The organism is Brachybacterium horti, assembly GCF_054777615.1.
Genome location: NZ_BAAHAM010000002.1, coordinates 667,949 through 683,369, shown reverse-complemented (window position 1 = coordinate 683,369; position 15,421 = coordinate 667,949). Strand labels below are relative to the sequence as shown.

Annotated in this window: 11 protein-coding genes; 6 read left to right on the top strand and 5 right to left on the bottom strand. The window is 72.5% G+C overall.

The window, feature by feature from the left end; all coding sequences use genetic code 11:
• Window positions 1-3 precede the first annotated feature (3 nt).
• Window positions 4-735, bottom strand: a complete 732-nt coding sequence (locus tag ACYVAP_RS08340) for a DinB family protein (protein WP_498860299.1) — start codon at window positions 733-735, stop codon at window positions 4-6.
• A gap of 366 nt (window positions 736-1,101) precedes the next feature.
• On the opposite strand from ACYVAP_RS08340, the gene ACYVAP_RS08335 reads away from it, so the two are divergent.
• The 4 genes from ACYVAP_RS08335 to ACYVAP_RS08320 all read left to right on the top strand — a co-directional run bounded on the left by ACYVAP_RS08335 (window position 1,102) and on the right by ACYVAP_RS08320 (window position 5,562).
• Window positions 1,102-2,028 (top strand): endonuclease/exonuclease/phosphatase family protein, encoded by a 927-nt coding sequence (locus tag ACYVAP_RS08335; RefSeq protein ID WP_498860298.1) that lies wholly within the window; start codon window positions 1,102-1,104, stop codon window positions 2,026-2,028.
• Window positions 2,029-2,264: 236 nt separating this feature from the next.
• Window positions 2,265-3,191 (top strand): carbohydrate ABC transporter permease, encoded by a 927-nt coding sequence (locus ACYVAP_RS08330; RefSeq protein ID WP_498860297.1) that lies wholly within the window; start codon window positions 2,265-2,267, stop codon window positions 3,189-3,191.
• The gene (locus ACYVAP_RS08325; RefSeq protein WP_498860296.1) at window positions 3,188-4,117 is read left to right on the top strand and encodes a carbohydrate ABC transporter permease; all 930 of its coding nucleotides are present in this window, start codon (window positions 3,188-3,190) and stop codon (window positions 4,115-4,117) included. Before ACYVAP_RS08330 ends, ACYVAP_RS08325 begins: the two co-directional genes overlap by 4 nt.
• Window positions 4,118-4,200: 83 nt before the next feature.
• Window positions 4,201-5,562, top strand: a complete 1,362-nt coding sequence (locus tag ACYVAP_RS08320; RefSeq protein WP_264451613.1) for an ABC transporter substrate-binding protein — start codon at window positions 4,201-4,203, stop codon at window positions 5,560-5,562.
• Window positions 5,563-5,648: 86 nt separating this feature from the next.
• On the opposite strand, the gene ACYVAP_RS08315 is transcribed toward ACYVAP_RS08320, so the two are convergent.
• The 4 genes from ACYVAP_RS08315 to ACYVAP_RS08300 form a co-directional block, all read right to left on the bottom strand.
• Window positions 5,649-6,623 (bottom strand): CPBP family intramembrane glutamic endopeptidase, encoded by a 975-nt coding sequence (locus tag ACYVAP_RS08315; protein ID WP_498860295.1) that lies wholly within the window; start codon window positions 6,621-6,623, stop codon window positions 5,649-5,651.
• Between the two features lie 133 nt (window positions 6,624-6,756).
• Window positions 6,757-7,506: a queuosine precursor transporter gene (locus tag ACYVAP_RS08310; RefSeq protein WP_137770809.1), complete on the bottom strand. Its 750-nt coding sequence runs from the start codon at window positions 7,504-7,506 to the stop codon at window positions 6,757-6,759.
• Between the two features lie 34 nt (window positions 7,507-7,540).
• On the bottom strand, window positions 7,541-8,347 hold the full coding sequence (locus tag ACYVAP_RS08305; RefSeq protein WP_498860294.1) for a glycoside hydrolase family 25 domain-containing protein: 807 nt from the start codon (window positions 8,345-8,347) through the stop codon (window positions 7,541-7,543).
• Window positions 8,348-8,553: 206 nt separating this feature from the next.
• Window positions 8,554-9,210 (bottom strand): TetR/AcrR family transcriptional regulator, encoded by a 657-nt coding sequence (locus ACYVAP_RS08300; protein ID WP_498860293.1) that lies wholly within the window; start codon window positions 9,208-9,210, stop codon window positions 8,554-8,556.
• 184 nt (window positions 9,211-9,394) lie between these two features.
• Between ACYVAP_RS08300 and ACYVAP_RS08295 the strand changes: the two genes are divergently transcribed.
• Entirely contained in the window at window positions 9,395-12,217 is a 2,823-nt protein-coding gene (locus ACYVAP_RS08295) for an MMPL family transporter (protein WP_498860292.1), read from the top strand.
• Window positions 12,214-15,414, top strand: coding sequence for a YhgE/Pip domain-containing protein (locus tag ACYVAP_RS08290; RefSeq protein WP_498860291.1), 3,201 nt, complete (start codon window positions 12,214-12,216; stop codon window positions 15,412-15,414). Before ACYVAP_RS08295 ends, ACYVAP_RS08290 begins: the two co-directional genes overlap by 4 nt.
• The last annotated feature ends 7 nt before the right edge of the window (window positions 15,415-15,421 follow it).

Here is a 15,421-nt window from a genome sequence, read left to right as displayed (position 1 = left end):
GGCTCAGGCCAGCAGCGCGAGGTCACGCCGCGTGTACCGCAGGTGCGCCCATTCCTCCTCGAGGATCGTGCGCAGGCAGCTGCCCACGGTGGGGTGCCAGCTCGTGTCGCCCCAGGGGTCGTCGCGCTCCTCCTCGAGCTGCGCGGGGGAGACCGCCTCGAGGTACGCGGTGACCGAGTGGTGGCGTTCCGCCCGCACCTCGAGCACCTCCTCGAGGGTCGGGGTGTCGGTGCGGAAGGGGCTCGTGTCCACGCCGAACTCGGCGGCGCCGGTGAAGAGCAGGCCGATCTCGTGGAAGGGCTGCTCCTCGCGGAGGATCGCGCCGTGCAGCCAGGCGTCGGTCGCGAGCACGAGGTGGCGCAGCGTCTGCACGGGCGACCACTCGTCGGGCACGTGCGCCGCCATGAGCTCCGGGGGAGTCGCCTCGATCGTCGTCGCCCAGGCCTGCTGCACGGCGGCCCAGCTCTCGCGCAGCCCGTCGGCCGTGCGGGAGCGGGACTGGGCGCGGCCAGGGAAGAGACGGTCGAGCTCGGCCTCGACGAAGGGCACGACGTCCACGCCGTTGACGATCAGTGTCCCGAACGCCAGATCGTGGCTGTCGATGTCGAGGCCGTTCAGCTCGGCGCCGCGGATCGTCACGACGCTGATGTCGCACTGGCGCAGCCGGGCGCCGCGGAAGCTGGCGCGGACGAAGCTCGCGTCCTCGAACTCGTCGGTGCTCTCGAAGGTCGTCATCGTCCTGGCTCACCGTCCGGGAGAGGGATGGGGATCGATCGGCACCAGTCTGAGCACGGGCCGCGCCGGGGGCAAGGGCTCCCGCGCCGAGCAGGGCGCGGGAGCCGCGGGGAGGGGCTCTCTCGCTCCACTTTACATAACGTACATTATCGGCGTTGTGTACGGAGGTGTGGGAAGGGGCGAGCGGGCTGCGGCGGCGCGCGGGTTGCCCCGGCTCCTTACGCCGGATCCTGAGGAACCCGCCGTCCCGCCGTCCCACGTGGGACATGATCGGTGCACGCCCCGTTCACCCCGGCTCGCCAAGGTCGACGGGTTCGCCGTCCCGACCCGACGGAACCCCTGACCTCACGACATCGGAGACGAAGGATGACCACCCTCATGCGCCGCACCCTTCTCACCACCGCGACCGCCGCCGGCCTCGCCGCCGTCGCCGTCCCCGCCGAGGCCGCGCCGTCGGCCTCCGGCAAGGCGCTGATCGGCAAGGCCCGCAAGGACCAGCTCCACGTGATGACCTTCAACATCCGCATGGACAACTCCACGAACACCCAGCCGGGCGACGCCGACCACTGGCCCGAGCGCCGGCCGCTGCTCGTGGAGCTCCTCGAGCGGGAGCAGCCCACCCTGCTCGGCGTCCAGGAGGCGAAGTACGCCCAGCTCGGCGCCCTCGAGGAGGCGCTGCCGAAGCATCGCATGATCGGCTACGGCCGCCAGGGCGGCAGCCGCGACGAGTACTCCGCGATCCTCTACGACGCCACGCGTCTCGAGGTGCTCGCCTGGGACCAGTTCTGGCTCTCCGACACGCCGGACGTCATCGGCTCCGCCACCTGGGGCAACACCGTGACCCGCATCGTCACCTGGGCGCACCTGCGTGATCTGCGCAGCGGCACCGAGCTCGTGCACGTCAACACCCACTTCGACCACCGCTCCGAGGAGGCCCGGATCCGCAGCGGCGAGGCGATCGCGGCGCTGCTGGAGGACGAGGAGCTCGCCGGGCTCCCGCTGATCCTCACGGGCGACTTCAACTCCCCCGCCCCGAACTCCGGCGCGTACACGACCCTCGTGACCGACGGCCCGCTGCTGGACACCTGGGACAGCGCCGAGAAGCGGCTCACCCCGGCCTGGGGCACGTTCCCCGGCTACGAGGACCCGGTCGAGGGCAACGACCGCATCGACTGGATCTGCACGAGCGAGGGCGTGCGCGCCCTGCGCACGGCGATCAACGTGTGGCGGGACGCCGACGGCCGCTACCCCTCCGACCATGCGCCCGTGCAGACGCTGATCGCCCTCCCCTGATCCCCACCCGCCTCTCCCCCTGTCCGCCGTGACCTGTCCGTGACCTGCGATTTCTCAGACACCCGCCCTCGAAGCGGGGCATGGTGTCAGACTCCTCACAGATGGACGGCGCAGTTCATCGGACGTTCTCACCCCGGTCCTCTCCCGGACGGCGGCGAGCCTCGATCCGGACATGCCCGTCCCCTGGGATGGCGCACGGCCGCCGATCGGGCGGCCCCGGACGGAACGAGGAGCGGATGTCGAGCACGACCACCGGGCAGGGGGCGCCCCCGCGGCGCCGCCGGCTCTCGGGCAGGGGGCGCCGCGACGCGATCTGGTTCCTCGCCCTCGCCCTGCCCAACATCGTCCTCATCGCGCTGTTCACGTACCGGCCGCTGCTGACGAACGTGTACTACTCGATGCTGGACTGGACGCTCGGATCGGCGAGCGCGACCTTCATCGGGCTGGGCAACTACGTCGAGTTCTTCACCTCGACGGCGGGCCACGAGAGCATCCGCATCACCGTGGTCTTCACGCTCGTCACCGTGGGCGGGTCGATGGTGCTCGGCCTGCTGCTGGCCCTCGCGCTGAACGCGCGGATCCCCGGCACCTCGATCGCCCGCTCCGCGGCCTTCGCGCCCTACGTGCTCTCCGGGGTGGGCGTGGGCCTGGTGTGGCTGTTCATCTTCGATCCCGACTTCGGCGTGCTCGCGTGGTTCCTCCGCCAGCTCGGCCTCAGCAGCCCCGAATGGATGAACGATCCGACGATGGCGCTGGTCATGGTCATGGTCGTGTACATCTGGAAGAACCTCGGCTACTGCGCGATCGTCTACCTCGGCGGTCTGCAGTCGCTGCCGCAGGACGTCCTCCAGGCCGCCGCGCTCGACGGCGCCGGCCCCCTGCGACGGTTCTGGTCGATCAGCCTCCCGCTGCTCTCCCCCACGACCTTCTTCCTGCTCATCACGACGATGCTCAGCAGCCTCCAAGCCTTCGACATCCTCCGGATCATGACGCCCACGGGACGCGGCACCAACGCCCTCATCTTCGAGAGCTACCTGCAGGCCTTCGGCGGCTACTCGCGCGCCGGGTACTCCGCGGCGATCTCGGTGGTCCTGTTCCTCATGCTCATCGTCATCACGGTGGTGCAGGTCCGGTTCGTCGAGAAGAAGGTGCACTACGCATGAGCGCCCCCGCCGCCACCTCCCCCGGCCCCGTGACCCCGCCCGTCGGCGAGACGCCGCCCCCGCCGATCCGCCGGCGCGGCGGCCCGTTCTCCCGCGAGAACCTCGCCGCGACGATCCTCACCGGCTACGTCCCGCTGATCCTCGCGACCGCCGTGGTGGTGCTGCCGCTGCTGTGGATGATGATCAGCTCGTTCAAATCGCCGTCGGAGATCCTCACGACGGACCTCGTGGTGCTCCCCTCGGATCCGACGCTGCACAACTACCGGGTCGCGATGACCTCCGTGCCGATCCCGCGGTTCTTCCTGAACTCCGTGATCGTCACCGTGATCGGCGCGACCCTCAAGGTCACCCTCGCGATCATGACCGCCTATGCGCTCGTGTTCGTGCGCTTTCCCGCCAAGCGCATCATCTTCGTGGGCATCCTCGTGGCGCTCATGGTGCCGCCGCAGGTCGCGATCCTGCCCAACTACGTGCTCATCGCCGGCTGGGGCGGCGTCAACACCTACTGGGGAATCATCCTCCCGGGCCTCGGCACCGCCTTCGGCACCTTCCTGCTGCGCCAGCACTTCCTCACGATCCCGCCCTCGATCCTCGAGGCCGCGAGCCTGGACGGCGCCGGCCACTGGGGCAGCATCTGGCGGATCGTCGTGCCGATCTCCCTGCCCTCGATCGCGACGGTCGCCCTCGTGACCGTCGTCAGCGAGTGGAACGATTACATCTGGCCGCTGATCATCACCACCGACTCCTCGATGATGACGCTCCCCGTGGGCCTCACGGCCCTGCAGAACTCCGAGGGGAACACGGGATCCGGCTGGGGGATCCTCATGGCCGGCACCGTCGTCGTCATCATCCCCGTGCTGCTCGTCTTCGCCGCGCTCCAGCGCTACATCGTCTCGGGGCTCACCCAGGGCAGCGTCACCGGCTGACCGCCGCTACGCCCCCTCTCGCACGTCTCCCTCCGCCGTCACCCCTGCAGGTCACCACCTCCCGTCCCGAAAGGACACCCGCCATGACCGGACTCCCCCGCCCCCTCACCGCCTCCACGACCCGGCGCTCCCTGATCGGGCTCGGCGCCGCCGGCGCCGGCGCCCTCGCCCTCGCCGCCTGCGGCGGGCCCTCCGTGGGCGGCGGCTCCGGGGGCAGCGACGGCGGCTCGGCCGCCGAGGAGACCGATTTCTCCTCCGTCGAGCCCGCGACGGAGATCGCCTTCTGGACCAGCCACCCCGGCGGCTCCAAGGACGTCGAGGCCGAGCTCATCACGAAGTTCACCGAGGAGACGGGCATCACCGTCAAGCACGTGACGGCCGGCTCGAACTACGAGGAGATCGCGCAGCGCTTCCAGACGGCCCAGGCCGCCAAGGACGATCTCCCCGCCGTCGTCGTGCTCTCCGACGTGTGGTGGTTCCGCTACTTCCTCGAGGGCAACATCGCCGCCCTGGACCCGATGATCGAGAAGCTCGGCATCGACATCGCGGACTACCGCGACTCCCTCGTCGCCGACTACCAGTACGAGGACAAGCAGTGGGCGCTCCCCTACGGCCGCTCCACGCCGCTCTTCTACTACAACAAGGACCACTTCGCCGCCGCGGGCCTGCCCGACCGCGCCCCGAAGACCTGGCAGGAGTTCGAGGAGTGGGCCCCGAAGCTCACCCAGGGCGACGTCGCCTACATGTACCCCGACCTCGCGGGCTACGCCGGCTGGACCCTCCAGAACGTGCTCTGGGGCCAGGGCACGGCGTGGTCCGACGACTGGACCCTGAAGGTCTCCGACCCGAAGACGATCGAGGCCATGACCTGGGTGCAGGACACGGTCCACTCCGCGGGCTGGGCGCAGGTCGCCTCGAGCGACTCGGCGGACACCTTCGCCGCGGGCGTCTGCTCGACGACGATCGCCTCGACGGGCTCGCTCGTGGGCGTGCTCGAGGCCGCGAGCTTCGACGTGGGCGTCGGCTTCCTCCCCGCCGGCCCGGTCGACGGGCCCGTGTGCCCGACGGGCGGTGCGGGTCTCGGCGTCCCCTCCGCGATCACGCCCGAGCAGCAGCTCGCCGGTGCGATGCTCATCGAGTTCATGGGCCGCCCGGAGTCCACCGTCGCGTTCTCCGGCGCGACCGGCTACATGCCGATCCGCAAGAGCGCCGACGTCTCCGCCCTGCTCGAGAAGACCCCGCAGATCCAGACCGCGATCGACCAGCTCGAGGTCACCCGCACCCAGGACTACGCCCGCGTGTTCCTCCCTGGTGCGGATCAGGAGATGGCGACCGCGGTGGGCTCGATCCTCACCGAGGAGGGCGATGTCGAGAAGGCCATGACGGACCTCCAGACGAAGCTCCAGGACATCTACACCAAGCAGGTCGAGCCGAAGCTCTCCTGACCTCCCGCCCGCCGCGAGCAGGGACGGCGCCCCCGGGCCACGGCCGGGGGCTCCGTCGTCCTCGGTCCCGGTCCTCCGGTTCCGGCTCAGGCGGTCCCGTGCACGACGGCCCGCCCGAGTCGGGCGAGGAGCCACACGAGGAGGACGGTCAGGAGGTCCGCCGCGATCATGAGGAGCATCGCCGGGCCGCCGCTGCCGGCCGAGCGGTCGATGAGGACGTTCCCGCCATCGGCGAACAGGACGGCGATCAGCATGTTGATGAGGTTGTTGGCGACGTGGAAGGCGATCGCGGCCTCGAGGCCGGAGCTCAGCAGGGTGATCGCCGCGGCGCTGACCCCGAACAGCGTGTAGTACGCGATCAGCCACGGGTCTGTCGCGGCGTGGACCAGGCCGAACGCGAGGCTCGAGCCGATGAGCCCGATCGCGACGGCTACGCGCGGGGACCTCGCCCAGGAGGCGATCGCGGGCATCATCGCCCCGCGGAAGATGACCTCCTCGCTCGCCGCCTGGAGCGGCGTGGTGAGCAGGGTGACGAGGATCAGCGCCACGGTCGTCGTGGTGATCGCGAAGGCGGAGAGCATGCCCTGCATCAGGAGGCTCACGACGACGGAGGGGACGAGCAGCAGCGGGGAGAGGACGAGCATCCAGCGCCCGAGCGCCCTCCAGGAGAAGGGTCGCCCGCGGCTCAGCACGTCACGCCAGGGAACCCGGGCGAGCACCATCATGAGGGCGGTGGAGACCACGGCGGTGGCCGCGAGGGACAGGTTCGCGGCGAGCAGCCGCAGCGGGCTCAGCGAGAATCCCGACGGCTCCGCGCCCAGGAGGTCGACCTCCACGAGCTGCGCCACCACGTCCAGGGCGAGCTGCAGCGCGACCATGACGACGAGCGTGGCGACGACGAGGATCGGCGGCGCCCACCAGCGCATGCGCACGTGCGCACCGAACGGATGCCCGGGACGGGTCCCCGTGCGCGGGGCGCGCGAGGGTGGGAGGTCGGAGTGAGCAGGGTCGGTGGGCGGGAGCGCGGGCGATGGCGAGGAGAGCGATGACGAGGAGCTCATGGCCCCCAGCCTCGTCCTCCCGCGCGGGGGGCCTCGCCCTCCCGGCGGTCACCCCGTCGCCCGACCTTCGTCGGGACGGGACGCCGCCGGGCGGGAGGAACGTCGGCCCGCTCCCCCGCCGTGCGGGAGTGCGTCAGGCCGCTGCGGCCTCGCGCAGGCGCGCCTGGTAGGTGGGGTCGGTGCGCTTGAGCCAGCGGATCACCGCGGAGGTCACCGGGATCATCGCGTACTGGACGAGCACCTTGTAGAGGAAGCCGAGCACCGTGTACTGGGCCCACTGCTCGATGGTCGTGATGCCGATCGCCGCGGAGGCGATGGTGCAGAAGATGATCGTGTCCACGAGCTCGCCGAGCCCGGAGGAGGTGAAGAGCCGGCCGATCAGCCCGCGCTCGCCGAGGCGCTGCTTCATGCGACCCACCACGAAGGAGTTCAGGCTCTGCCCGCAGGCGAAGCCGGCCAGACCGGCGAGGACGACGATCCACACCGGGCCGAGCGCGAGCTCGAGGGCCTCCTGCTTCGCCAGGCCGTAGTCGTCGGGGAACGGCGGCAGGGCGATGATCGCCCAGTAGCTGAGGGAGGCGAGGATGCTCGCGGCGAAGGAGACGATGATCGCGCGGCGCGCGGTGCGGGGGCCGTACAACTCGGTGACGATGTCGCCGAGCACGTAGGCGAGGGGGAAGAGGATGAACCCGCCGTCGGTGATGATCTCGAGCCCGGTCCCCGGGACCGTGCCGAAGCTGACCCCCTTGGCGGCGCCGATGCCGGAGAGGATCACCACCGCCACCATGGCGGCGAGGAGGATGTCGAAGTGGGAGGACCCCCGGTCGGCGTAGACGGCGCCGGCCGGGCGTCCAGTGGTCGTGGATGCGTCTGTCGTGGTCACCGGGGAAGGCTACCCAGCCCCTTCCCCCGCGACGTCAGATGCCGCGCGCCGTGTAGTCGACGTCGCTCACGAACGACTCGAAGGAGCTCTCTCCCCCGTGCCACTTCACGGAGTCGCCCGCGAAGGGGCCGGACTCGGAGTACTGCCACAGCTCCCACGCCCACCAGTTGCCGGGCAGGTTCGTCGGCTCGGAGGACTGGTAGGCGGCGAGGAAGAGCGGCGTGTTCGACGGGGTCCAGGTGCCCACGTTGTCGTCCCACCAGTGGGCGTTGGTGTAGATGACGGGGCGGCGGCCGACGGCGTCCTTGTAGGCGCTGAGGAAGCCGATGATCCACTGGCGCAGCTCCTGCTGGCTGAGCCCGTAGTCCGAGGGGAGGCCGGCGTAGCCCTCGAAGTCGACCATGCCGGGGAGCGTGATGCCGTCGTCGGTCCAGCCGCCGCCGGCGCCGAGGAAGTTCTCGACCTGCTTCTCCGGGCCGCTGCGGTCCGGCCGGGCGAAGTGGTAGCCGCCGCGCACGAGCCCGGCGCGGCCCGCACCGGTGTACTGCTCGTTGAACGTCGAGCTGCGGTAGGTGACGCCCTCGGAGGCCTTCACGTAGGCGAAGCGGGAGCCGGCGGAGGCCTGCGCCTCCCAGTCCACGGAGGACTGCCAGCCGGAGACGTCCTGTCCGTAGATGCCGGCGGCCTGGGCGGCGGGGGCGGTGAGGGCGGTCGCGCCGACCCCGAGGGCGGCGGCGCCGACGACGCCCCCTCGGAGGAGCGACCGCCGTCCGGCGTCGGCGCCGGAGGAGGCGGCAGGCGGCGCGGGGGTGGTGAGGTGCTTGGGGCGGTAGGGAGCCATCGGTGTCTCCTGGGGAAGCGGGGACGCGGGGGAAGGGCGGATGCGACATGCGTCGCACCTGGGGTCGACCCTAGGGGCCGCTCCCCCGTCCCGCCTGCGTCAGGCTCCCGTCCCGGCGTGTCGGTCGCCGATCACCGGGAGGTTCGGGGCGAACCGGGCGGGCCCTGCCCGGCGCCCGCGATGCCGCCCGTCCGAGCCCGGGGGCCTCAGGCGGGCTCGAGGAAGGCGTGCAGCGTGCCGAGGATCGTCGTCGCGGCGAGCTCGGTGACGTCCTCCCGGCCGTCCAGCAGCTCCCGCAGCATGAGGTCCAGGAAGATCCCGACGAGGAGCTGGGCGAGGTCCGGAAGCGGGAGCCGGCTGCGCTCCCCGTTCTGCTCCATGCCGCGCGCGAGCAGGCGGGCCACGGCGTCGCGGAGCCGTCCCAGCTCGGAGGTCAGGGCCGCCCTCATCTCCGCCTCCCGCAGGGAGTGCGTCACCGCGTCGGTGTAGAGGAGGTACCACTGGCGCGAGTAGGGGCGCAGCGCCTCGAAGGCGGCGACGAGGACGGCCGCGTCGGGGTCCTCCCGCAGGCACGGGTCCGGGGCGGTCACGGGGATCGCGCCCTCGACCTCGGTGCGCAGGATCGTGAGCAGCTCGTCCGTGACCGAGGAGAACAGGGCGAGGAAGACCTCCTCCTTGTTGGAGAAGTTCGAGTAGAACGCCCCGCGGGTGAAGCCGGCGGCCTTGACGATGTCGTCGACGGTGACGCCGTCCACGCCCTTGTCGACGAAGACGTCGAGGGAGGCCTGCACCAGGCGCTGGCGGGTGTTCTCCTTCCGGCGCGTGCCCGCGGAGCGTGGCAGCGGCTCGAAGAGGTCGGTCATGGGGGTGGGGGCTCCTCGCGGGCAGGCCCGCTCGACGTCGAGAGGGCCGGGGATCGTGTTCCCCCGCAGTCTAGACCATCGATACATTTGTGTATCGAATGTGCGTACACTCGTGCATCGAGGTTGCCGTCGGCTGAGCCGTGAGGTGCCCGCGCCCATCGCCCTGCCCTGCCCCGGAGGTCCCGTGTCCTCGTCGCTCTACCGCCTCGGCCGTGCCATGGCCGCCGCCCGCTGGAAGGTCGTCGCCGTCTGGGCCGTCCTGCTGTTCGCCGTGGGCGGGCTCGCCGTCGGCCTCGGCGGCGCCTTCTCCACCGAGTTCCAGATCCCCGGCACCGATGCCCAGCGCGGCATCGACCAGCTCTCCACCCGGTTCCCCGAGATGAGCGGCACCGCCGGCGAGGTGGTCTTCGTCGCCGAGGACGGCTCCACGGTCGACGACCACGAGGCCCGCATCCAGCGCGTCATGGAGCAGATCGGCGACGTCGAGGGGGTCGAGGTCTCCTCCGATCCCTTCGACGAGGACGCCCCCGGCACCCGCAACGACGACGACACCGCGCTCATGGCCCAGTTCCAGATGAAGGGCCAGGTGGGCGAGTACCCCGAGTCCTCCGTCGAGCAGATCACCGACATCGTCAGGAGCGGCGGCGAGATCGGGCTCGAGGCCCACGTGGGCGGGCAGTTCCTCCAGAGCTCGGAGATCCCCTTCGGCGCCGGGGAGATCATCGGGCTGGTCATCGCGCTGATCATCCTCGCGGTCGTGTTCCGCTCCCTCGTGCCCGCCGTCATCCCCATCGTCACCGCCGTCACGGGCGTCGGCATCTCGATGATGGCCGTCATGGCGCTCGCCGCAGGCATCGACATCCCCTCGGTCACGACCTCCCTCGGCGCGATGCTCGGCCTCGCCGTCGGCATCGATTACGCCCTGTTCATCCTCTCCCGCCACCGCGACCAGCTCTCCCGCGGCGACGACGTCCGCGAGTCCGTGGGCGCCGCGATCGCGACCTCCGGCAGCGCCGTCATCTTCGCGGGGCTCACCGTCATCGTCGCCCTCGTGGGCCTCTTCGTCACCGGGATCCCCTTCCTCACCGTCATGGGCATCGCCGCCGCCGGCACCGTCGCCATGAGCGTCGTCGTGGCCCTGACGCTGCTGCCCGCGATCATGGGCATCCTCGGCGAGCGGCTGCGGCCCCGCCGCGTGCGCCGCCTCATGGCGGAGAACGGCGGCGTGCTGCCCGAGGAGGAGATCGCCCGGCACGACGCGCCCAAGCGCGGGATCGGCCTCGCCTGGGTGCGCCTGGTGACCCGCGTCCCCGCCCTCACGATCATCGTCGTCGTGCTCGGCATCGGCGCGCTCGCCATCCCCGCGAAGGATCTCGCGCTCGCCCTGCCGGACCTCGGCACCGAGCAGCCCGGCACCGACGCCCGCGACACCTACGACCTCGTCTCGAAGACCTTCGGCCCCGGCTACAACGGCCCGCTGCTCGTCACCGCCGACATCATCAACACCACCGACCCGCTCGCCACCGTCGACTCCCTCGAGAAGGACATCGAGTCCCTCCCCCACGTCGAGTCGATCCAGATCGCGACCCCCAACCGCGGCGCCGACCTCGCCGTCGTCGCGGTCATCCCCGAGGGCGGCCCGACGGACGACAGCACCAAGGAGCTCGTCGCGGACCTGCGCGACCACGCCGCCGGCTGGGAGGACGAGCTCGGCGTCTCCGACGTCATCGTCACCGGCGCGACGGCCGTCGGCATCGACATCACCGCGAAGCTCTCCGGGGCGCTGATCCCCTTCGCGATCTTCGTCGTCGGCTTCTCGCTGATCCTGCTCGCGCTCGTGTTCCGCTCCGTGTGGGTGCCGATCAAGGCGTCGCTGGGCTACCTGCTCTCCGTGGGCGCGGCCTTCGGCGTGACCGCGATGGTCTTCGAGTACGGCTGGTTCAACGGGCCGCTGAACGTCTCCGTCAACGGCCCCGTCGTCGCCTTCATGCCGATCATGGTGATGGGCGTGCTGTTCGGCCTCGCCATGGACTACGAGATGTTCCTCGTGACCCGGATGCGCGAGGAGTTCGTGCACTCCGGCGACGCGCGCCGCTCGATCGAGCGGGGCTTCACCGGCAGCGCCCCGGTCGTCGTCGCGGCGGCGCTCATCATGACGGCCGTGTTCGCGGGCTTCGTGACCGCCGGCTGGTTCATGCTTCAGCCCATCGCGATCGGCCTCGCCGTGGGCGTGCTCGTGGACGCCTTCGTGGTGCGCATGACCCTCGTCCCCGCGGTGCTCGCGCTGCTGGGCCGCCACGCCTGGTGGCTGCCGCGCTGGCTGGACCGGATCCTGCCCACCGTCGACGTCGAGGGCGAGGGCCTCGCGGCCGTCCTCGAGCACCGCCGCTGGACCGCCGAGCACGGCGAGGCCGCCCTCCGTCTCGAGGACGCCGTCACCCCGCTCATCGGTGCGCGCGGCGAGCTGGGCCCGCTCACCGGCTCCGTGCTCCCCGGTCGGCTGCTCGTGGTGCGCTCCGCCGATGCTCCCGCCCGCGACACCTTCCTCGCCCTTGCCGCCGGCCGCACCGTGCCGAGCGCGGGCATCCTCGCGGTTCACGACCGCCTCGCCCCGGACGACCTCGGCGCGATCCAGTCCCGCATCCACCACCTCGCCGCGGGCGCCGACGTCGCCTCACGCCTCGCCGAGGTCTCCGGCCGCCACCTCGACCAGCGGCTCGTGGTGCTCGAGGACGCGGCCGACCTCGAACGGGCCCTCGCCCGCGACACCGATGCCGTCGCGGCCCGGATCGACGCGCTGCTCGACGCAGGCGTGACGATCCTCGTGGGCGCCGAGGGCGAGGACGCGGTGCCGATCGAGCACCACCTCCACGACGTGCTCCGCGACCCCGGACGACTGCTCGCGCTCACCGTCCGCCCCCGCCCCGACGGACCGGGGCGGGACACCGGCCCCGGCACCCACCGACCCGACGCCTCCGCCCCCGCCGCCGAAGGAGCCCTCGCATGAACCGGCTGCGCCACCCCCGCACCCTCATCGTGATCCTGCTGCTGCCCGTGCTCGTCGCGGGCGTGGGCCTGTGGGCCCTCAGCGGTCGCGTGGACCGCATCGACACCGTCCCCGCCGCCGTCGTCAACCTCGACGAGGGCGCGGAGATGACCGTCGACGGGAAGACCCAGACCGTGCCGCTCGGCCGCTCCCTCGCCGGCGCGCTCACCCAGCCCGGCACCGCCGAGTCCGACGACGACGCGGCCGCCTCCGGGCTCGGCACCACCGGCTTCGACTGGCAGCTCACCGACGCCGACGACGCCGAGGCCGGCCTGCGCTCGGGCGAGTACGCGGCCGTGATCACCCTCCCGAAGGACTTCTCGAAGAAGCTCACCTCGATCGGCACCACCGACGCGGTCCCCGCGATCGTCGAGGTCACCACCAACGATGCGAACACCGCGCTGAACTCGCTCATCGCGACCGCCGTCTCCTCCGCCGCCGCGAGCTCCCTGGGCGGCGAGATGACGAGCCAGTACCTCGACGGCCTCTATGTGGGCTTCGGCGACCTCAAGAGCGGCTTCCAGGACTCCGCGGACGGCGCCTCCGAGCTCTCCGACGGCGCCTCCCAGCTCGACGACGGCGTGCAGCAGACCGCCGACGGCACCCGCCAGCTCGCCGACGGCGCGCAGCAGGCGGCGGACGGCTCCCAGCAGTTCGCGGGCGGCGTGTGGAGCCTCGCCGATGGCGCCCGGCAGGCCGCCGACGGCAACGCGCAGCTCGCGACCGGCCTCGACCAGCTCGCCACCGGCGCGGACGGCGCCGCCCAGGGCGGCTCCGACCTCGCGGTGGGCCTGGACCAGCTCGCGACCGGCAGCGCGGGCGTCGCCGACGGCAGTTCGGACCTCGCGACCGGTCTCGGCAGCCTGGCCGACGGCAGCGACGGCGTCGCGACCGGCAGCTCGGACCTCGCGACCGGGCTGGATCAGCTCGCCGACGGCAGCGACTCCGTCGCCGACGGCACCTCCGACCTCGCCACGGGCCTCGACCAGCTCGCCACCGGCAGCAGCGACCTCTCCGACGGCGCCGCCGCGCTCAAGGCCGGTATGCACGGCACGGACGAGACCCCCGGCCTGCTCGACGGCGCCGACCAGCTCGCCGCCGGCGTCACCGGCGACGGCACCGCCGAGAACCCCGGCCTCGCCGCCGGCGCGGACCAGCTCGCGACCGGCCTCGAGGACTACGCGGACGGCGTGAAGAAGGCCGAGGGCGCCCTCACGGGCGACGGCAGCGACGCGAACCCGGGTCTGTCCACCACCGCGCAGGGCGTCGCCGACGGCGCCCAGGAGCTCGGCCAGGGCGCCCAGGACCTCGCCGACGGCGTCACCGGCTCCGGCGACGAGCCCGGTCTCGTCGACGGCTCCGACCAGGTCGCGGACGGTGCTGAGCAAGTCGCCGACGGCGCCTCGCAGCTCTCCGCCTCGATCGGCGGCGGCGACGGCACCCCCGGCATGGTCGAGAACGCCCAGGCGCTCCGCGACGCGGTGTGCGAGGGCGATCAGGTCGACCAGACGCTGTGCGCGCAGGCCGAGGGCAACCTCGCCTATGCGCAGGGCGTGGACCAGGGCCTGAACGGCGGCGACGGGGAGGACGGCCTCGTCGACGGCACCGCCCAGGTCGCCGAGGGCGCCCGCGGCGTCTCCGACGGCACCACCGGCCTCGCCGACGGTGCGCAGCAGCTCGCCGACGGCCTCACCGGCACTGACGAGCAGCCCGGACTCGTGCAGGGCGCCGAGGGCGTGCAGCAGTACGCCGACGGCCTCGCCACCGCCTTCGACGGTGACGGGACGCAGGAGAACCCGGGCCTCGTCGCCGGCGCCGACTCCCTCGCCGAGGGAGCCCGCGCGAGCGCCGACGGCGCCACCCGGCTCGAGGACGGCGTCACCTCCCTCGCCTCCGGCCTGCACGACTACGCCGACGGCGTGGACCAGCTCGCCGGCGGCGCCTCCGATCTCGCCGACGGCACCCGGCAGTCCGCCGACGGCGCCTCCGACCTCGCCGACGGCGCCTCCCAGGTCGCCGACGGCACCCGCTCGAGCGCGGACGGCGCGACCCAGCTCGCCGACGGCTCCTCGCAGCTCGCCGACGGCGCCCGCTCGAGCGCGGACGGCGCGACCCAGCTCGCCGACGGCTCCTCGCAGCTGGCCGACGGCACCCGGCAGTCCGCCGACGGCGCCGGCCAGCTCTCCGGCGGCCTCACCGAGCTCGCCGACGGCACCCGGTCCAGCGCGGACGGCGCGACCCAGCTCGCCGACGGCTCCTCGCAGCTCGCCGACGGCGCAACCGAGCTCGGGACGGGCGCGGACCAGCTCGCCGACGGCTCCACCCAGCTGGCCGACGGCACCGGGGACCTCGCCGACGGCACGGACAAGCTCGCCGACGGCTCCTCCCAGCTCGCGGACGGCACCTCGCAGCTCGCCGACGGCCTCCAGGAGGGCGCCGACAACGTGCCCTCCTACACCCAGGCGGAGCGGGACCGGATGAGCGCCCAGGGCTCGGCGCCGGTCACCACGGACGTGACCCGCTGGAACGAGGCGGACGGCGCGGAGACCGCGATCTTCCCCTTCGTCGTGGCGCTCGCGCTGTGGCTCGGCGCCTTCGCGACCTTCCTGCTCCTGCCCGCGCTGCAGAAGCGCCTGCTGGACCGGGCGATGCCCATGTGGCGGGTGGCCCTGCGCTCCCTCGCCCCGGCCGTCGCCCTCGGCGTCGCCCAGGCGGTCGCCGTGCTCGCGGTGCTCACCGCGATCGGCATCGCCCCGGTCTCCCCGCTCGCCGTGGGGCTCGTGGCGCTCGGCGCGGCGGTCATGTTCGCCGCCCTGCACCAGGCGCTGCTGACGCTGCTCGGGGACCGCATGGGACGCATCGTCTCGGTGCTGCTGCTCGTGCTGCAGGTCGTCGCGCTCGTGGGGATCCTGCCGCTGCAGACCGCTCCCCCGCTGCTGCAGGCCGTCAGCGGCGGCATGCCGATGACGATCGTCGCGCAGGGGCTCGTGCACGCGGCGCTCGGCGGGTCGCTCGTCTCGACGAGCGGCACGCTGGGCCTGATCCTCGTGGTGACCGCCGTGTCTCTCGTGGTGACCCTGCTCGCCTCCCGCGGCGCGCGCCGGGCCGACGGCCGCCACCCGCGCGAGGTGGTGGGCGCGGAGCCGCTCCCCGCCTGAGCGGCGG